Raw genomic sequence first — 18,334 nt, forward strand, 5'->3', positions numbered from 1 at the left:
GCCGGACCGGCCGGTCCGCCCGCTTCTCATGCCCGCCTCCCCTTGACCCGGTGCGGGAGCACCGCTTCGGCGGTGACCTCAAGTGCCCTCTTGGCTCTGGCCCGGTTACGCGCCGCGACCCCGACGAAGAGGCAGTCGACCACCGTCAACTGGGCGAGCCGGCTGGCCATCGCGCCGGACCGGTACGTCGTCTCCCGGGCCGCCGTGGTCAGCACGTAGTCCGCGACGTCGGTGATCGGCGACCGTGGGAAGTTGGTCAGCGCGACCGTGGTCGCCCCCCGGGCCCGCGCCTGCTCCAGCACCTCGATCGCGTCCAGCGTGGTGCCGGTGTGCGAGATGCCCATCGCCACGTCGCCCTTGCCGAGCAGAGCCGCCGAGGTCAGCGCGGTGTGCACGTCCGGAAAGTAGAACGCGGTCCGGCCGATCCGGTGCAGTTTCTGCTGGAAGTCGGAGGCGACGAAACCGCTCGCCGCAGCGCCGTAGATGTCGACCCGGCCGGCACCGCTGATCGCCTCGACCACCTGCTCGCAGACCGCCGCGTCGAGCTGCTCCGCGGTCTCCTCGACCGCCCGGGCGTCACTGAAGGCGATGGTCGCGATGATCTGTGCCAGGTCGGCGCCGGGCGGGATGTCGCCGCCGACGACCCGGGCGTCCGGCGGCTCCACCCGGCGGGCCGCCTCGGCGGCGAGCCGGATCCGCAGTTGCGGGTAGCCGTCCATGCCGACCGACCGGCAGAACCGGATGACGGTGGCCTCGGAGGTCTCGGCGGCGGTCGCGAGGTCTGTGATGGTCCGGCGAGCGGCGTCGGCGGGATCCGCCACGACGAGTCTGGCGACCCGTTGCTCGGCGGGCGACAGCGACGGGAGCAGGCCGCTGATATGGACAATCAGCCCACCTGTCTCGTGACTCGCAGAAACCTTCGCAGTCTTCACCACGGATGAAACTTACTTTCACGGAGGCGGGAGCGTCAACCGTGACGCGCTACACCTGCGAAAGTACGCCCAACGGGTGGGAAATTGCGGCCGGTCCGGCCAGCCGAGCGTGCCATTCCCACCACACCTTCGTCTCGGCAGGGTCACCGAGCCCGCAACGCTGGACGGCATCCGGGTGAATAGTCATCCATCGATAGGCTACCGGAGTGGCCCCGGCGGCGGGCCGGAAACCCGGGCGGAAACCGGTGCCCGACGGGCACGGGAGCGCCGCCCACCGTACGACGGGGCGGCGCGTCCGGGCCGGACGGGCGGCTCGGGCCTGGGTGCCACCGGGTGGTGGAGCCGATCCGGGTTGTCCAGATCGGACCGTCCGTCCCGCGGGTGGTCACCGGGCGTGGCTTGGGGTGGTGTGCCGGCGACCCGCCCGGTGCTGCCGATAGCGTGGCAGGCATGGCGGATCGCACTGTGTTCATCAGCGGCGGGGCGGGCGGGCTCGGCGGGGCGGTCACCGCCGCATTCGTCTCGTCCGGGTGGCGGGTGGTCGTACCCGTACGGCCGGCCGGCGGGGCGGAACCGGCGCCCCTCCCCGGCGAGGGGGGTGACGGGGTGCTGCGGGTAGCGGCGGACCTCAGCGATCCGGAACAGGTCGCGGCAGCGGTCGAGGTGGCCGGCGGTACCGCCGGGGCGCCGTTGCGGGCGGTGGTGAACCTGGCCGGCGGGTACGCGGCCGGCGGCCTGGTGCACGAGACCCCCGTCGCCGACTTCGAACAGATGATCGTCCGCAACCTGCGCCCGACCTACCTGGTCACCCGGAGCGCGCTGCCGTACCTGCTGGAGGCCGGCGGCGGATCGGTGGTCTGCGTCTCCTCCCGGGCGGCGCTCGCCCCGTTCCCCGGTGCCGCCGGCTACGTCACCGCGAAGGCGGCGGTACTCGCCTTCGCCTCGGCGGTAGCCGTGGAATACCGGCAGTCGGGCGTGCGGTGCAACACCGTGCTGCCGAGTGTCATCGACACGCCGGCCAACCGGGCGGCGCAGCCCAGCGCGGACCACTCCCGTTGGGTGGCCCCGGCGGAGATCGCCGGGGTGATCCGCTTCCTGGCCAGTGACGAGTCGGCGCCGACGAGCGGTGCGACGATACCGGTGTACGGCCGGGCCTGACCGACCCGGCCCCGGCCGGCTCGCCCCCGTCCGGTCCGGACGACCGGGTGGCCGGATCCGGCGTACCCAGCGGATCCGGGGCACCCCGCGAGCCGGTCGGGTCGAGTGCGCCCGCCGGGTCCGGTGAGCCGGTCGGGTCGGGTGGACCGGTGCCGGCCGAGCCGGTCGGGGCGGTCTCGGCGAGGTCCGGGACACCGACGGTCGATGCCGCTTCCGGGGCCGGCCCGGGACCGGAGTCCGCGACGCCCGGCACGGGGCCGGATCCGCCGGACGGTACCGGCGGCGGGCTGCCGAACCCGGGCGGTCGGCGGGCTGCCGGCAGCCAGTCCCGCACACCGGCCTGGATCGCCCGGGTCACCTCGTCCGGGGAGCGGTTGGCGTCCACCACCACGAACCCGGCGAACTCCGGCAGCGAGCGGTACGCCGCCGCTCCGGCGGCCAGGTAGGTGATGTCCTCGTGGTCGGTGCCCCGGGCCTCGATCCGCCGGTACGCCTCACCCGGGTCCACCGCGAGCAGGATGGTGATGTCGGGCGGGGGGAAGATCCGGTACAGCAGCCGGGCGAGGGTCTCCCAGCGACGCCCGCCGCCGTGCGCCCGGATGCTGGCGTACTGGCAGACCGAGTAGCGGTCCATCACGGCGACCTGGGAGCGGAGCCGGGAGCGGAGCAGCGCCCGCGCGATGGCCAGCCAACGCAGCCCCGACTCGGCCAGCAGCATCCCGTCCCGGCCCAGCAGGCGCTGGGCGTCCCGCCGGCCCAGTTTGCGAGCCAGCCGGCCGAACCACCGCCGCCCGCCGGCGTTCTGCCAGTACGTCGCCGGTATGCCGGCCTCGGTCAACGCGTCCGCCAGCCGGTGCGCCTGGGTGGTCTTGCCCGAGCCGTCGATTCCGACCAGGGCCACGGCCCGCAGCCGTCCCCCGTTCCGCCGCTCCTGGAGAGTTCGGGCCACGCTCAGCAACGGTACCCGGCCCGCGCAGCCCCCCGGCCCGACAAAGCCGCCGCCGTCCGGGCTGTGCGGGATGAGCCGTTCCGGCCGGCCCGTCCCGCGGGCCTGGCCACGCTCTCCGTGCCGGTACGTCCGGTTTCCGCTCAGGCCGTGCCGGTTCCCGCTCGGGGCCACCGCCACCGGATCCCGGCCCAGGTGTGAAGGAACGAAGTGCCGGGTACCGGTAAATCTCCACCCCATTGACCAGATGCCCAATGATCACCGACACGGGAGACCCGATGGATCACCGCGGCGACGAGACCCTTCTTGCCACCCTCAAGCGGGTCGCCGCCGTCCTGAAGCAGTCCGAGATCCCCTTCGCGCTGGGTGGCAGCTTCGCGGTGTACGCGCACGGCGGCCACTCCAGCGACCACGACGTCGACTTCCTCATCCGCGAGCAGGACACCGAGCGCGCCCTGGAGGCGCTCGTCGAGGCCGGCTTCACCGCCGAGCGCCCCCCGGAGGACTGGCTGGTCAAGGTCTGGGACAACGACCGGATGGTGGATCTGATACACCGGCCGATCGAGACCCCGGTCACCGACGAGACCTTCCGGGACACCGTGGTACGCCCGGTCGACGCCATCCACATGCCGGTGCTGTCGGCCACCCATCTGATGGTGCACAAGCTGCTCAGCTTCTCGCAGCACTACTGCGACTTCGCCCGTGGACTGCCGCTGGCCCGCTCGCTGCGGGAACAGATCGACTGGGACCGGGTACGCAAGGAGACGGCGCACTCCCCGTACGCCGAGGCCTTCCTGGTGCTGCTGGACCGGCTGGACGTGGTGCCCTACTCGCCGGCCGGCGAGGAGAAGCGCTACCCGGCCGGCGAGCAGAAGCGCTACTCCTCCTCGGCCGGGGAGGAGGAGGGAATGACCGGCATGGACGAGCGGAGCGAGGTGGCGACATGAACCAGCGCGGCACGGCGGGCACAGGTAGAACGAGGCGCGGGTCGTCGCCGGAGCCGCCCGACGACTATCTGGAGGCGGCTATCCAGCGCCTGCTCACCGAACGCACCGAGATCGCCGAACAGGGCATCACGGTGACCCGCCGGGACCACTCGGTGGTGCTCTGCGGCGAGGTGGAGAGCGCGCAGCGCCGCGAGGAGATCCTCCGCCTGGTGCTGGAGCAATTCCCCGAGGTGCCGGTGACGGTCGACATCGGACTGATCCGTACCCAGGCGCCGACCGAGGTGGAGGAGCTGCGGTGAGGGAGGCGACGACATGGTGATCCGGATCGCGGCGGTCGGCGACGTGCACCTGGACCAGGACGTGGTCGGGCGGTTCCGGCCGGCTCTGGAACAGTTGCCGGACAGTGCCGACGTCCTGCTGCTGGCCGGTGACCTGACCAGGCATGGCACCGAGTCCGAGGCCCGCTGCGTGGCGACCGAGTTCGGCAACCTCGGCGTACCGGTGGTCGCGGTGCTCGGCAACCACGACCACCACTGCGACGAGGTGCCGGCGGTGATCCGGGTGCTGGAGGACGCCGGCATCCTGGTGCTGGAGGGCACCAACGTGGTGCTGGAGTGCTCCGGGGTGCGGCTCGGCATCGCCGGCGCGAAGGGCTTCGGCGGCGGCTTCGCCGGCAGGTGCGCCAGCGAGTTCGGCGAACCGGAGATGAAGGCCTTCGTCCGGACCACCAGCGCCATCGCCGACCAGCTCGGCGAGGCGTTGCGCGAGATGGACTGCGACGTACGGGTGGCGCTGACCCACTACGCCCCGGTGCCCGACACCCTGGCCGGGGAGCCGCCGGAGATCTATCCGTTCCTCGGCTCGTACCTGCTCGGTCAGGCCATCGACTCGGCGCCGACCGAACTGGCCCTGCACGGGCACGCGCACGCCGGCAGCGAGCGGGGCACCACCCCGGGCGGGGTACGGGTCCGCAACGTCGCGCACCCGGTGATCAAGCAGGCGTACAGCGTGTTCCACCTGCACCCGCCCTTCGCCGGAGCCACCGCCGGCAAGGTTTCCGCGATCAGCGCCGGGGGTAGTTCCTGAGCCATGGAATTTTTGCTCTGGATCCTCGCGGTTGTACTGGTGGTCGCCGGTGTGCTGGCACTGTTCCGGCGGCAGATCCTCTGGGGCGTCGTGCTCATCATCGTCGGTCTGCTCGTCGGCCCCGGCGGCGTCAGCCTCTTCAGCTGACGCGAGGCCGACGTTGGCGCGGCGCCGGCCCTGCATCGCTGAAGAATCCCTGTCCGTACCGAAGAACCCCCGACAGGCAAGCCGGGGCGCCGCGCCCGGGTCTCCCTCTCTCCCCTGGACGACCCGGGCCCGGCGTCCCGGCGATCTGTCTTCTCCGGCCTACCGGCGACCGCCGCTCAACACCGTGGTACGCCGGGGATGAAGCCGTCGTAGCCGGTCAGGACGTAGGCGTCGGAGATGAACCGGCCGGTCCCGATCCGGTCCCAGATGTTGCTGGTGCCGTAGGTGCCGGTCACCGTCGTACCGGTGGTCTGGCAGTAGATGGTGACTCCCGCCCCGTCGGCGACCGTACCGACCGAGGAGTAGCCGGTGCCGGGGCCGGACCGGACGGTCAGCGGACTGCCCGCGGTGTTCACCGTGCCGGATCCGGTGCTCCCGCCCGAGCAGGCGTTGTCGCTGGTGTAGGTGCGGGTGCCCCAGTAGAGCGCCAGCGTGCCGTTGAACCGCACCTGGATGTCTGAACCGTTGAGCCGCTGTTCGTAGTGCAGGTGCGGGCCGGTGGAGCCGCCGGTGGTGCCGACGTACCCGATCACGGTGCCGTAGCCGACGGTCCGCCCGACGGCCGTGTTGAAGCTGTTCAGGTGGGCGTAGTAGGTCGTGTACCCGCTGCCGTGGTTGATCCGGACGTACTTCCCGTAGCTGGTGTTGCCGAGATCGGCGACGACGTCGACGGTGCCGGGGGCGCTGGCCACCACCGGGTCGCCCTGGTCGTCGGTGCGGTTGAAGTCGACGGCGTACGCCGGGCTGTGGTTGGTCCGGGTCTGCCCGGACCAGGACTGGCCGCACGGGAACGGCACCTTGAAGGTGGGTGCGGCGGCGGCCGGCGAGGCCGGCACCAGCACCGCGGCGGCCAGCAGCAGGCCGGCACCGACGGAAGCGGACAGGCGGAAGCGCACGATGACCTCCCATGGCGAAAGTTTTCCATGTGTAAATCGATCGTGGCAGAAAACTTCAGCAAGTGGAAGAGCGGAACCGGGCCCCGGGAGGACCCGCCGGTGGGGCCGATCCGGTATACCTGGACGACATGGCCTCGCCGACGTACCTGAAGAGCATGCCGCTGCACGCCGTGACCGAGGTCTACGGCGAAGCCGGCCTGCGGGACCGGTTCCGGCTGGAGGCCGAGCGCTTCACCCCGGCGGAGCAGACCCGGCTGGCAGCGGCGCTGGACCTCGCCGGCACGCTGCACCGCGACGACCGCCGGGTCCGCGAGCCCTACCTCAACCACCTGCTCCGGGTGGCCATCCGGATCATCTGCTACTACTCGGTGACCGACGTCGACGTGATCGTGGCGGCGCTGCTGCACGACGCGGTGGAGGACCACCCGGCGGAACTCGCCGGCCTGCCCGCCGGGACGACCGGGCCGGCGGCCACCGAGGCGGCGCTGGCCGAGGCGGCCCGGCGGTTCAACCCCCGGGTCGCCCGGCTGATCGCGGCGGTCACCAACCCGGAGTACGACCCCGACCGCGACCGGGACGAGCAGTACCGCGCGCACCTGGCGGTAAGCCTGGACCGGGAGCCCTGGGCCCGGGTGATCAAGGTGTCCGACTTCACCGACAACGGCGTGGGGGTCATCCACACCACCGGCGACAAGGTGCACCGCTCGGCCCGGAAATACCGGCCCCTGGTGCCGCTCTTCCGTGACCTGGTCACCCGGCCGGACACCCCGCTGGCCGCCGAGGCCCGGGCACACATCCTCGGCCAGCTCGACCTGGCCGAGCAGCGCTTCGCCGCGATCCTCGACGAGCCCGAGGCCGTACCGGCGGCCCCCGCGTCCGAGTAGCCGGGCGGCGTCCGGCCGGCCCGGCGGTTGAGGTCGGGTTTCCGAATCGTTACGGCCTCGTGGCTCGCCGGGGCTGGACGACCATGGCTGCAAGCGCTTACATGTGGTGACGCCCATAGGCCGGCTCGGTAGCCAACAGGCAATCGGCACGCCGGCACGAAAGGAGGACGGCATGGCGGTCCAGTCCAGACCACGCCAGGCCTTCGCGATCGCCAGTGTGTTGGCCTTGGCACTTGGCGCCACCGCCTGTTCCGGCGACAGTGAGAGCGGGCTCGACCCCGACTCGGCGGAGTGCGCACCGTACTCGGCCTACCAGGGTCACGACGGCGAGAGCGTTTCCATCTACGCGTCGATCCGGGACGCCGAGGCCGACCTGCTGCGGCAGTCGTGGAAGCAGTTCGAGGACTGCACCGGCATCGAGATCGACTACGACGGCAGCGGCGAGTTCGAGGCCCAGCTCCAGGTGCAGGTCGACGGCGGTAACCCGCCCGACCTGGCCTTCATCCCGCAGCCCGGGCTGCTCGCCCGGTTCGCCCAGGCCAACAAGCTCAAGCCGATGACGGCGGAGCAGAAGACGTTGGCCGAGGCCAACTACCCGGCCGACTGGCTGAAGTACGCCACCGTCGGCGGGCAGCTCTACGGCACCCCGCTCGGCGCGAACGTGAAGTCCTTCGTCTGGTACTCGCCGAAGGCGTTCGCCGAGAAGGGCTACCAGGTGCCGACCACCTGGCAGCAGTTGATGGAGCTGAGCGACAAGATCGCGGCGACGAACCAGAAGCCCTGGTGCGTCGGGCTGGAGTCGGGCGACGCCACCGGATGGCCGGCGACCGACTGGATCGAGGACCTGATGCTGCGTACGCAGACGCCGGAGGTCTACGACCAGTGGACCACCCACGGCATCCCGTTCAACGACCCCCGGGTGCTCCAGGCCGTCGACCAGGCGGGTCAGGTCCTGAAGAACCCGAAGTACGTCAACGGCGGCTACGGTGACGTGAAGAGCCTGACCACCACCCCGTTCCAGGAGGGTGGCCTGCCGATCCTCCAGGGCCAGTGCTCGATGCACCGGCAGGCGAACTTCTACGCCAACTACCTGCCGAAGGGTACCAAGATCGGCCCGGACGGCGACATCTACGCCTTCTACTTCCCGGCGGTCGACCCGGCCAAGGGCAAGCCGGTACTCGGCGGCGGCGAGTTCACCGTCGCCTTCACCGACGGCCCGGCGGTGCAGGCCGTCCGGCAGTACCTGATGACCGGCGAGTACGCCAACTCCCGGGCCGGACTGGGCAACTGGATCACGCCGAACAACAAGCTCGACGTCAGCAAGGTCCAGCAGGAGGTCGACAAGCTCTCGATGGAGGTCCTGCTCGACAAGAGCGCGGTCTTCCGGTTCGACGGCTCCGACCTGATGCCCGCCGCCGTCGGCTCCGGCACCCTCTGGAAGGGCATGATCGACTGGGTCAACGGCAAGGACACCAAGAGCACCCTCGACTTCGTCGAAGGCTCCTGGCCGAAGTGACACCCCGACGGTCCGGCCCGCGCCACTGCGGGCCGGACCGTTCGGCTTCCCGAACGTCTTGGCGTTGGAGGCGCTGATGGATTTCGCCGACGAGGCACCAAAGCTGCTGATGCTGCTCTACGGCCTGATCGCCTTCGCGGTCGTGGTCGGCGGACTGCTCGTGCTGCTCGACGTCGTACCCAACTGGTTCGCCCGGCGCCGCGAGGCGGCCCTGATCGCGGCCTCGGCGCAGGGCTCGGCGGTCGCCGCCGGTCCCCGGCCGCGCCGCCGGTCGGTGGCGAACCGCCCGGAGGGCGCGCTCGCGCTCTTCTTCCTGCTGCCCACCCTGGCACTGCTCACGATCGGCCTGGTCGTACCGGCCGTCCGGACCACCATCTTGTCCTTCATGGACGGTGGCAGCAACAACTGGGTCGGGCTGGCCAACTACCGGTGGATGTTCGCTCAGGACGAGATCTTCGGCATCCTCACCAACACCCTGATCTGGGTGGTCCTGGTGCCGCTGGTGGCCACCACCATCGGGCTGCTCTACGCCGTCCTGGTCGACCGGGCCCGGTTCGAGGCGGCGGCCAAGGCGCTGATCTTCATGCCGATGGCGATCTCGTTCGTCGGCGCCAGCATCATCTGGAAGTTCGTCTACGCCTACCGCTCCGGCGAGTACGACCAGATCGGCCTGCTCAACCAGGTCTGGGTGATGCTCGGCGGCGAGCCGCAGCAGTGGCTCAACAACCCCCCGCTGAACACCCTGCTGCTGATCGTGATCATGATCTGGATCCAGGCCGGCTTCGCGATGGTGGTGCTCTCGGCCGCGATCAAGGCGATCCCGGCCGACGTCGTCGAGGCGGCCCGGCTGGACGGGGTGAACCCCTGGCAGATGTTCTGGCAGATCACCCTGCCGAGCATCCGGCCGGCCCTGATCGTCGTGGTGGTCACGGTCTCGATCGCCACGCTCAAGGTCTTCGACATCGTCCGGACCACCACCAACGGCAACTTCGACACCGGCGTGATCGCCAACGAGATGTACAACCAGGCGTTCCGGTTCGGCCAGACCGGCCAGGGGTCGGCGCTGGCCGTCTTCCTCTTCGTCCTGGTGATCCCGATCGTGATCTACCAGGTCCGCAACCTGCGCAAGCAGCGGGAGGCATGAGATGACCACCACGACCCCTCCCGCGCTGGCCGGTACGCAGTCCGTCGCCACCCCGCCGGTCACCCGGGCCGCCCGGGTACGCCGCCGGCTCAACAACCCGTTCGCCACCGCCGCGTCGATCCTGATCGCGGTGCTCTGGACGGTGCCCACCTTCGGGCTGTTCGTCTCGTCGTTCCGGCCCGAGGACGAGATCAAGACCACCGGCTGGTGGACGGCGTTCACCAACCCGCAGTTCACCCTGGAGAACTACCAGGAGGTGCTCTTCGGCCGCTCGGCCTCCTCCGGGCAGCTCGCCGGCTACTTCATCAATTCGCTGGTGATCACGATCCCGTCGGTGCTCTTCCCGCTGGCCTTCGCCGCGCTGGCCGCGTACGCGCTGGCCTGGATCAACTTCAAGGGGCGGGACTGGATCTACATCGCCGTCTTCGCGTTGCAGATCGTGCCGTTGCAGATGGCGCTGGTACCGCTGCTCAGCTTCTTCTCCGAGGGGGTCAGCCTGGGCGGTGTCGAACTGATGCCGGCGTGGAACCTCGACGACGAGGAGAAGTTCGTCCAGGTCTGGTTCGCACACACCTGCTTCGCGCTGCCGGTCGCCGTCTTCCTGCTGCACAACTTCATCTCGCAGCTTCCGAAGGACCTGATGGAGGCGGCCCGGGTGGACGGCGCCACCCATCCGAAGATCTTCCGCTCCATCGTGCTGCCGCTGATCGTGCCGGCGCTGGCCGCGTTCGGCATCTTCCAGTTCCTCTGGGTCTGGAACGACCTGCTGGTGGCGCTGATCTTCGCCGGTGGTGGCAGCGAGACGGCACCGCTGACCGTACGCCTGGCCGAGCTGGCCGGTACCCGGGCCAATGAGTGGCAGCGGCTCACCTCGGGCGCGTTCATCTCGATCGTCGTACCGCTGATCGTGTTCCTGTCCCTCCAGCGCTTCTTCGTGCGTGGCCTGCTCGCCGGCGGCGTCAAGGGCTGACCGGCCGTCGCGGGTCGACGGCCGCCGGGCGGGCGGACCGCCCGGCGGCCGGGACCCGGACCCGGCAGCCGTGGCCGGCGGTACGGCCGGATCAGGATGGCACCGTGACCACAATCGACGACGTGGCCCGGCTGGCGGGGGTCTCCACCGCCACCGTCTCCCGGGCGCTGCGCGGGTTGCCGACGGTCTCCGAGTCGACCCGGATCCGGGTCCTGCTCGCCGCCGAGCAACTCGACTACACCGTGTCGCCCAGCGCCTCCCGGCTGGCCGGCGGCAAGACCGGCACCGTCGCCGTGATCGTCCCCCGGATCACCCCCTGGTTCGTCGGTGCCGTGGTGGAGGCCGCCGAGGAGGTCCTGCACGCCGCCGGGTACGACCTGCTGCTCTACAACATCGGCGGCCGGGAGCACGCCCGGACGCGCCTGCTGAAGTCCAACCTGCCCAAGCGGGTCGACGCGGTGATGCTGGTGGCGACGCCGATGCGCGCCGACGACCTGGCCACGATCGCCAGCCTGGCGCTGCCGGGCGTCACGGTCAGCTCCGGCGTGGTGGTGCCGGGCTGGCCGAGCATCCGGATCGACGACCAGGCGGCCGGCCGGACGGCCACCGAGCACCTGCTGAGCCTCGGTCACCGGCGGATCGCCTGCGTCTGGGGCGACCCGGACGACGAGTTCGCGCATCCCGCCCACCTGGAGCGGCACCGCGGCTACCGGGAGGCGCTCGGGGCCGCCGGCATCAGCCCCGATCCCCGGCTCGAGATCGAGGTCCGGGCGGACGCCGAGGGGGGCCGGGCGGCCACCGAACGGCTGATCGCGCAGGGCGAGCTGCCCACGGCGATCTTCGCGAGCTGTAACGAGCTGGCGATGGGTGTGCTGATCGCGCTGCGGATGGCCGGAGTGCGGGTGCCGCAGCAGGTCAGCGTGATCGGCATCGACGACCACGACCTGGCCGGCGCGTTCGGCCTGACCACCGTGGCCCAGCCCGCGGCCGAACAGGGCCGGCTCGCCGCCGGTACGCTGCTGGGCCCGCTGGCCGGCCGGGCCCGGACCGGAGAAGAGCCGGCCCCGGTGATCCTGCCCGCCCGGCTCGTCGTACGCGATTCGACCGGTCCGGCTCGGGAGGACTGAACCTCGATCCCCGGGAAGACCGGGGAAGACCGCACCTCGAACCCCGGGAAGGGAAGAGGGTCTCGATCCTCGGCAGGACGGGGCCTCGATCGTCCGGAAGACTGGACCTCGACCGACCGGATCCGTACGCCGGGCCCGCCCGCGCGTCGTGACCGATGGGAGAGCACCCTGAACAGCACCGAGACGATGTCCTCCGCCACCGCCGCCGAGCCGGCCCCGGGCGACGGGCCGACCCAGGCCGGGCCATGGTGGCGGGACGCGGTCATCTACCAGATCTATCCGCGCTCCTTCGCCGACTCCGACGGCGACGGTGTCGGCGACCTGCCCGGGATAACAGCCCGGCTGGACCACCTGGTCGAGTTGGACGTGGACGCGGTGTGGCTGTCGCCGTTCTATCCGTCGCCCCAGGCGGACGCCGGCTACGACGTGGCCGACTACCGTGACGTGGATCCGCTCTTCGGCACGCTGGCGGACCTCGACCGGCTGATCGCCGAGGCCCACGGCCGTGGCCTGCGGTTCATCGTCGACCTCGTGCCCAACCACACCTCCTCGGCGCATCCGTGGTTCACCGCCGCGCTGGCGGCCGGGCCGGGCAGCCCGCAGCGGCAGCGTTACATCTTCCGGGACGGTCGCGGCCCCGGCGGCACCGAACCGCCGAACGACTGGCAGAGCGTCTTCGGCGGCCCGGCCTGGACCCGGGTCACCGAACCGGACGGCAGCCCCGGGCAGTGGTATCTGCACCTCTTCGACCGTGGCCAGCCGGACCTCAACTGGGACCTTCCGGAGGTCCGCGCCGAGTTCCGGGACATCCTGCGGTACTGGCTGGACCGGGGGGTGGACGGGTTCCGGGTCGACGTGGCGAACGGGTTGGTCAAGCAGGCCGACCTGGCCGACTGGCATCCGCCGGTGGAGCCGGTCACCGGCGAGGGCACCGAGGGTCCCCGGCCGCCGATGTGGGACCAGGACGGGGTACACGAGATCTACCAGGACTGGCGGCGGGTGCTGGACGAATATCCGGGCGAGCGGATCCTGGTCGCCGAGGCGTGGGTGCAGTCCGCGGAGCGGCTGGCCGCGTACGTCCGGCCGGACGAGATGCACCAGGCGTTCAACTTCGAATACCTGGAGGCGGCCTGGACCGCCCCGATCCAGTACGCGGTGATCACCCGCTCGCTGGCCGCCAACGAGGCGGTCGGCGCCCCCACCACCTGGGTGCTCTCCAACCACGACGTGCTGCGGCACGCCAGCCGGCTCGGGCTGCCGGTCGGCACGCCCCGGCCCCGGGGCATCGGCGTCGACGACCCGCAGCCGGACTCCGTCGTCGGGCTGCGCCGGGCCCGGGCGGCCACCCTGCTGATGCTCGCGCTGCCCGGCTCGGCCTACCTCTATCAGGGAGAGGAGCTGGGGCTGCCGGAGCACACCACGCTGCCGGACGAGGCCCGGCAGGACCCGACCTGGGAACGGAGCGGGCACGCCGAGCGGGGCCGGGACGGCTGCCGGGTGCCCATCCCGTGGGAGGCGGACGCCCCGTCGTACGGCTTCGGGCCGGGGGACGCGAGCTGGCTGCCGCAGCCTCCACTCTGGGCCGAGTACGCCCTGGACCGGCAGCGCGGGGTGGTCGGCTCGACGTACGAGCTGTACCGGACCAGCCTGCGGCTGCGCCGGGAGCTGCGGCTCGGCTCCGGCACGGTGTACTGGCTGACCAGTCCGGACGACGTGCTCTACTTCCGCAACGGGGAGCTGCGGGTGCTGACCAACTTCGGCGCCGACCCGGTCGAGCTGCCGGCCGGTGCCGAGCTGGTGCACGCCAGCGGTCCACTCGACGCCGACGGCCGGGTGCCGACCGACGTCACGGTCTGGATCCGGGTCGCCGAGGAGGCCGGTACCCGATAGAGGTCGGCGGCGGCGACCGGGCGGTGAAAGCGGTCTGACAGCCGGTGCAGGTCTACTGGAGCGGTCGACACACCCGTGGGACCTGGGGGGAAAATATGATCACCCGACTGCGCCGGCTCGTCCTGACCACCGCCCTGGCCGGCGGCCTCGTCCTGGGCGGCCTCGCGGCCAGCTCGCCGGCCAGCGCCGCCACCGACGGCCGGGGAACCGCTCCGGTCAGTCCGATGATGTACGTCGAGTACGGGCCGTTCTCCAGCCTGGACGCGTGCTACATCCACCGCGGGCTGAACGACTGGCCGTACAAGACCGACTGCATGCTCGAGTGGGATTCCCGGCATCCGCTCGGCTTCTACTACGGCGAGTACAACCGGTAGTCGGCGGACCGGGCCGGCCGGGCGGGGATCCCCGGCCGGCCGGGCGCCGTGCGGGGGCCCTCGGTCCGGCCGGCTCATGCCGACCGGCCCGAGGGCGGCGGTGCCGAGCCGACCGGCCGGTCGTCCGGGGCGACCTCCCCGGCCCGTACGGTGAGCAGCTCGTGCACCCGGCGGATGTCCTCGGGAGCGCTGCGTGAGGCGAGCCAGTACATGATCCCGGTGGGCAGGAAGAAGAGCTGGAAGGCGGCGAGCCCGACGGCGAAGTTCAGCGGTGGCGGGAACGCCGCGCGCAGCGCCGAGGCCGCCACCCCGATCAGCCCGTTGCCGGCCGCCCGGCCCACCCCGTTGACCAGGTTGCCGAGGCTGTAGACCGTACCCCGGTGTTCCGGCGGGTTGACGTCGGCGATCAGCGCGAACCAGTTCGGCGAGTTGGCCGAGGTGAGGCCGAGCGCGAACAGGGCGGTGAGCAGGCTGAGCCCGACCGTCGGCTCGGTGAGGACGCTGCCGAGCACGGCCGCGGCCACCGCACCGGCACCAGCGCCGTCCGGCACGTCGATCCGGATCGGCACGAAGAAGAGCACCGCGTAGAACGGCACCGCGGCCAGCACCCCGATCGCCGCGACCATCGCCCGGCCCCGAGGGGTACGCCGTTGCGCGGCGTCGCCGACCAGCCCGCCGACGATGGAGAGCACCCCGCCGAGCTGGAAGAGTACGGCGAAGATGCTGCCCACGACGGTCGCGGTGGCCGACGAGTAGCCCTGGGCCTCGGCCCGCTCCCGGAACAGCGCCGGCAGCCAGACCAGCGAGCCGAAGGCCACCTGCGCGGTGAGCCCCTGCAACACCAGCCACCGGTTCGTCCGGCGGCGCAGGATTCCGGGCAGGTCGGCCCGGCTGATCCGGTAGTCGTAGTCCGCGCCGACCGCCAGCGCACCGGTCAGCTCCGGCTCGCTCTGGCCGCGCCGGATGTCGTAGGTGAGCAGGTAGGCCACGGTCGCCACCAGGCCGGCGACGCTGAGCAGCAGGAACGGGCGCCGCCAGTCCTGCGCGCCGAGCACGCCGCCGACCAGAGTGCCGGCCAGGGTGCCGATGCCCTGGGAGAGTCCCCAGAAGCTCAGCACCACGCCCCGGCGGCGCGGGCTGACCAGGTCGGTGACCACGGAGAAGCCGACCGAACCCACCGCGCCGAGCCCGATCGCGGCCAGCAGTTGTGCGCCGAAGAACGCCAGGTAGGTCGGGGCGACGGCGCTGCCGGCCGTCCCGGCGGCCCAGAGCAGCGTGCCGACCATGAGCAGCGGCTTGCGGTTGGCCCGGTCCCCGACGTACGCCCAGCCGACCGCAGCCACCGCGCTGACCAGGAAACTCGTCGCGGTGACCGCGCCGATCGCGCCGGCAGGGACGTCGAGCGCCGGGGCGATGGAGCCGTAGAGCGGTGGCACCAGCCCGATCGCGACGTTGTCCAGCGAGGCGAGCACCACGAAGACCGCCACGCTGTAGAACCGGTGGACCGGGCCCCCACCTCGGGCGACTCTCCGGCCACCGATCGTCATGTCCGGCACTCAACCAGGATCAGGTAACGGCGGGGTGACGGTAGCGCCGGGTGGGCGTACCCGCGCAAAGACTAGGTTGAACTCTAGCTAGGGCTTGGTAGAGTACGAGCATGCCCAACCCCCGGATGACACTGCCCACCCGGGCGGTGCTGCGTACCCTGCTGGAGCACCCGTCGCGCGAGTTCTACGGCTTGGAACTCTGCGCCGCCGCCGGGCTGGCCAGCGGCACCATCCATCCCATCCTGGCCCGGCTGGAGAGTCTCGGCTGGCTGCGATCCCGCTGGGAGGATCTGGACCCGCATGAGGCCGGTCGCCCACGCCGCCGGTATTACTCCCTCACCTCGGACGGGGCCGTCCAGGCTCACCGGGCACTGGCCCGGGTGGACGCACGGGTGGCCAAGCTCGGCACCCTCCGGCCCGGACTCGCCGGAGGGCAGTCGTGACCGGGCAGGAGCAGCCGGCGGAGGCGTACGAGATCACGGTTGGCAACGCCCTGCGGCACGCCGACACCGCCGACGAGGTGGTGCTGCGGGTCCTGGCCGGCCTGCGCGCGGCCGGCGGGCCCCGGTCCGGCCCGCAGCCGCACCGCGCGACGTCGGACTGGCCGCTGCCGCGCCGGGTGCCGGGCCTCGACCCCGGCCCCTACGCGCCATGGGCGGACCAGCCCCTCGTCCCGGCCGTCCGGGAAGCCTCGGCCATCGCCCGGAACACCAGCAACTACCTGCGGGGATGGCGCCTCGGCAACGAGGCCGTCCGGGCCGCGAGGCCGGCGGCGGCCGCGGCCGTGGCCGCCCGGATTCCGCCTCCCCCGGCGCTACCCGGCGGGGTCCGCCACCGGATCGCCGCCCGGACCGGCGCCGCCGCGATGCGGCTGATCGGTCTCGTCGTGCAGGCCCTGCCAGCCCCGGAACGCCCCCGCTACCAGGAGGAGTTCCGGGCCGAACTGAGCAGGCTGAGCGGCCTGCACCAGCTCGGTTACGCCACCCGCCTGCTGCTGTCGATGGTCGCGCTCCGGCGCGCGCTGCGGCAGCCGCGGGTCGAGGCGGAGTAGCCGTGCCGCTACGCCGGGCGGGCGCGGTCGCGGCGGGCGGCGGGCTCGTCACCGGCCTGTCGATGGTGGACTGGCCGGTGCTGCTGGCGCTCTTCGCGGTCAGCGCGATGGCGGTGGGCGCCATCTGTTGGGTGGTGAGCGACCAGGACCGCCCGAAGCGGCTCGCGCTGCTGATCCATAGCTGGCGCGGTCAGCCGCCCCCGGCGCGATCAGGTGCCCGGCCGGTGGCCCGCCGGTCATCGGCCCCGGGATCGCGCGCCGGGAAGGCTGCCGGGGCCGCCGACGGTCGGTGACCCGGGTCAGCCGGACGGGGCTACACCCGGCGCTGTGACACGTACCGGGCCGGCGGCGCTATCCGAGTAGCCGGCTGGGGTGTGGGGTACGCCCGGTGCCCCCAGCCACCGAACCGCACCCCAGCCGGCCCGTCGCCTTTCGCATCACCGTGACGGAACCGGACGGCCGGTCACCGGGGCGGCAGCACGTCGCGCCGCTCCTCGACCCGGCGATACTCGGTCGGCTCGGTGGCGCTGACCTGGCGGTATTCGGTCGGCTCGGTGGTGGTCACGACCGAGCGGCGCCGGTTGTTCCAGATCACCGTGGTCATGATCAGACCCAGTACGCCGGCCGCCATCAGGATCCAGCCGACCACGTCCAGGTCCAGGCCGCCCAGGCTGACGTTCAGTGCGAAGGTGAGGATCGCGCCGAGCGCGATCAGGAAGATGCTGGTGCCGATACCCATGACACGCCTCCTCGTGGGGGGATGCTTGGCTGTCCTGGTCCTGCTACCCAGTCGCCGAGCCGACGAATCGTCACACCGGGCTGACCTGCCGAAACATCGCGACTGGCCCGGTCGAAGCCGCCGCTGCCGGTCGAACCGCCGTCGGCTCCGACAGCGACCAACCCCGTCACCCTGTCTGGGTCGCACCCCGAGGCCGCTCCGAAGGGATAACGGCGGCCCCGTTGTGCTTCCGTGTCGGTGCCGGCCCCGGATGATGCGCGGGGAAGCGGAGGCCGGTGCCGACGTTTCGGGGGCTGCCGGACCGGCGCTAACGGCGCCGGGGCACCCAGTAGATGATCTGCCCGACAATCAGCGCGGGATGCCGGTCGGGCAGCGCTTCCAGGGCGCGGGCGAGGTACATCATCAGCCCCACCCGGTCGCCCTTGAAGCCGATCAGCAGTGACAGGCGGGCCGGCGCGCAGGGCCAGTCGTGTTCGCATTCTCGGCAGGCGTAGGTATCCGTAGGGACGTGCTGCCCGGCCGCCCGGCGCGCACGCAGCCGCCGTCGGGCGATGTGCCGTTCCCATCGCACCCACGGCCCGATCACGGGCTACACCCGCTCGGCATGCCGGGCTCGGTGCTGCTGCGCTGGGGTCAAGCCGCCCGCCCGGCCGTTGGCCAGGTGTGCCCGGGTCGGCCCCTTCCACCCGTCGTACCGGCCCGCGTTGCGGGAGTCGGGGAAATCGACCCACGGGCGCTGTGGCTGTTCCGGCGGTAGAGGGGGTGGCGGCGCTTCCCCGTGCCCGGCCCGTTCTTCCCTGGCGATCCTGGCGTCCACCGTGGCAGCCCGGACCGCCCGGCGGAACTCGGCACCCGTCAGGGACGCACTCTCGGCGGGTGCGGTGTCGGCACCCGCCGATCGTGTGCTCCTACTACCCCGC

At 71.9% G+C, this 18,334-nt stretch carries 19 protein-coding genes and 2 pseudogenes; 15 read left to right on the plus strand and 6 right to left on the minus strand.

All coding sequences use genetic code 11. The annotated features are described in order from the left end of the window. Nucleotides 1–26 precede the first annotated feature (26 nt). The gene (locus tag AAH979_RS24665; RefSeq protein WP_346260500.1) at nt 27–935 is read right to left on the minus strand and encodes a MurR/RpiR family transcriptional regulator; all 909 of its coding nucleotides are present in this window, start codon (nt 933–935) and stop codon (nt 27–29) included. Between the two features lie 447 nt (nt 936–1,382). Here AAH979_RS24665 and AAH979_RS24670 point away from each other — a divergent pair, with 447 nt between their 5' ends. Continuing rightward, on the plus strand, nt 1,383–2,090 hold the full coding sequence (locus AAH979_RS24670) for an SDR family NAD(P)-dependent oxidoreductase (RefSeq protein WP_346260501.1): 708 nt from the start codon (nt 1,383–1,385) through the stop codon (nt 2,088–2,090). A gap of 310 nt (nt 2,091–2,400) precedes the next feature. On the opposite strand, the pseudogene AAH979_RS24675 reads toward AAH979_RS24670, so the two are convergent. Further along, nucleotides 2,401–3,039 (minus strand): annotated as a pseudogene (locus AAH979_RS24675) (thymidylate kinase); the annotation flags it as partial. A gap of 275 nt (nt 3,040–3,314) precedes the next feature. Between AAH979_RS24675 and AAH979_RS24680 the strand changes: the two are divergent. The 4 genes and pseudogenes from AAH979_RS24680 to AAH979_RS24695 form a co-directional block, all read left to right on the plus strand. Continuing rightward, nucleotides 3,315–3,869: pseudogene (locus AAH979_RS24680) on the plus strand (nucleotidyltransferase); the annotation flags it as partial. Between the two features lie 110 nt (nt 3,870–3,979). Continuing rightward, nucleotides 3,980–4,282, plus strand: coding sequence for a hypothetical protein (locus tag AAH979_RS24685; protein ID WP_346260502.1), 303 nt, complete (start codon nt 3,980–3,982; stop codon nt 4,280–4,282). 13 nt (nt 4,283–4,295) lie between these two features. After that, nucleotides 4,296–5,069 (plus strand): metallophosphoesterase, encoded by a 774-nt coding sequence (locus AAH979_RS24690; protein WP_346260503.1) that lies wholly within the window; start codon nt 4,296–4,298, stop codon nt 5,067–5,069. Between the two features lie 3 nt (nt 5,070–5,072). Continuing rightward, the gene (locus AAH979_RS24695; RefSeq protein ID WP_346260504.1) at nt 5,073–5,216 is read left to right on the plus strand and encodes a GPGG-motif small membrane protein; all 144 of its coding nucleotides are present in this window, start codon (nt 5,073–5,075) and stop codon (nt 5,214–5,216) included. Nucleotides 5,217–5,392: 176 nt separating this feature from the next. On the opposite strand, the gene AAH979_RS24700 is transcribed toward AAH979_RS24695, so the two are convergent. Then, nucleotides 5,393–6,172 (minus strand): peptidoglycan DD-metalloendopeptidase family protein, encoded by a 780-nt coding sequence (locus AAH979_RS24700; RefSeq protein WP_346260505.1) that lies wholly within the window; start codon nt 6,170–6,172, stop codon nt 5,393–5,395. Between the two features lie 128 nt (nt 6,173–6,300). Here AAH979_RS24700 and AAH979_RS24705 point away from each other — a divergent pair, with 128 nt between their 5' ends. The 7 genes from AAH979_RS24705 (at nt 6,301) to AAH979_RS24735 (ending at nt 14,077) form a co-directional block, all read left to right on the plus strand. Continuing rightward, nucleotides 6,301–7,056, plus strand: a complete 756-nt coding sequence (locus AAH979_RS24705) for an HD domain-containing protein (RefSeq protein WP_346260506.1) — start codon at nt 6,301–6,303, stop codon at nt 7,054–7,056. 172 nt (nt 7,057–7,228) lie between these two features. Continuing rightward, on the plus strand, nt 7,229–8,572 hold the full coding sequence (locus AAH979_RS24710; protein ID WP_346260507.1) for an ABC transporter substrate-binding protein: 1,344 nt from the start codon (nt 7,229–7,231) through the stop codon (nt 8,570–8,572). A 76-nt stretch (nt 8,573–8,648) separates the two neighbouring features. Next, a complete protein-coding gene (locus tag AAH979_RS24715) occupies nt 8,649–9,716 on the plus strand; it encodes a sugar ABC transporter permease (RefSeq protein WP_346260508.1) in 1,068 nt (355 codons plus the stop codon). Nucleotide 9,717: 1 nt separating this feature from the next. Next, nucleotides 9,718–10,686 carry a carbohydrate ABC transporter permease gene (locus AAH979_RS24720; RefSeq protein ID WP_346260509.1) on the plus strand — a complete coding sequence of 323 codons (969 nt, stop codon included), beginning with the start codon at nt 9,718–9,720 and terminating at the stop codon, nt 10,684–10,686. Between the two features lie 104 nt (nt 10,687–10,790). Then, nucleotides 10,791–11,813, plus strand: coding sequence for a LacI family DNA-binding transcriptional regulator (locus AAH979_RS24725; RefSeq protein ID WP_346260510.1), 1,023 nt, complete (start codon nt 10,791–10,793; stop codon nt 11,811–11,813). Nucleotides 11,814–11,999: 186 nt separating this feature from the next. After that, complete coding sequence (locus AAH979_RS24730) at nt 12,000–13,703, plus strand: glycoside hydrolase family 13 protein (RefSeq protein ID WP_346260511.1); 1,704 nt, start codon at nt 12,000–12,002, stop codon at nt 13,701–13,703. Between the two features lie 95 nt (nt 13,704–13,798). Then, a complete protein-coding gene (locus AAH979_RS24735) occupies nt 13,799–14,077 on the plus strand; it encodes a hypothetical protein (RefSeq protein ID WP_346260512.1) in 279 nt (92 codons plus the stop codon). A gap of 74 nt (nt 14,078–14,151) precedes the next feature. Here the strand turns inward: AAH979_RS24735 and AAH979_RS24740 are convergent, their stop codons facing one another. Continuing rightward, nucleotides 14,152–15,624: an MFS transporter gene (locus AAH979_RS24740; RefSeq protein ID WP_346260513.1), complete on the minus strand. Its 1,473-nt coding sequence runs from the start codon at nt 15,622–15,624 to the stop codon at nt 14,152–14,154. A gap of 110 nt (nt 15,625–15,734) precedes the next feature. On the opposite strand from AAH979_RS24740, the gene AAH979_RS24745 reads away from it, so the two are divergent. From AAH979_RS24745 to AAH979_RS24755, 3 genes are read left to right on the plus strand one after another with little or no spacing between them, the layout of a single operon-like run. After that, nucleotides 15,735–16,067 (plus strand): PadR family transcriptional regulator, encoded by a 333-nt coding sequence (locus AAH979_RS24745; protein WP_346260514.1) that lies wholly within the window; start codon nt 15,735–15,737, stop codon nt 16,065–16,067. Continuing rightward, the gene (locus tag AAH979_RS24750; protein WP_346260515.1) at nt 16,064–16,675 is read left to right on the plus strand and encodes a hypothetical protein; all 612 of its coding nucleotides are present in this window, start codon (nt 16,064–16,066) and stop codon (nt 16,673–16,675) included. Before AAH979_RS24745 ends, AAH979_RS24750 begins: the two co-directional genes overlap by 4 nt. 2 nt (nt 16,676–16,677) lie before the next feature. Next, complete coding sequence (locus tag AAH979_RS24755; RefSeq protein WP_346260516.1) at nt 16,678–16,968, plus strand: hypothetical protein; 291 nt, start codon at nt 16,678–16,680, stop codon at nt 16,966–16,968. Between the two features lie 170 nt (nt 16,969–17,138). Here AAH979_RS24755 and AAH979_RS24760 read toward each other — a convergent pair whose 3' ends face one another. Both AAH979_RS24760 and AAH979_RS24765 read right to left on the minus strand, forming a co-directional pair. Further along, complete coding sequence (locus AAH979_RS24760) at nt 17,139–17,414, minus strand: DUF6458 family protein (RefSeq protein ID WP_346260517.1); 276 nt, start codon at nt 17,412–17,414, stop codon at nt 17,139–17,141. 307 nt (nt 17,415–17,721) lie between these two features. Then, complete coding sequence (locus tag AAH979_RS24765) at nt 17,722–18,000, minus strand: hypothetical protein (RefSeq protein WP_346260518.1); 279 nt, start codon at nt 17,998–18,000, stop codon at nt 17,722–17,724. Nucleotides 18,001–18,334: the final 334 nt, after the last annotated feature.

Source organism: Plantactinospora sp. ZYX-F-223 (assembly GCF_039649625.1).
Classification (GTDB): Bacteria; Actinomycetota; Actinomycetes; order Mycobacteriales; family Micromonosporaceae; genus Plantactinospora.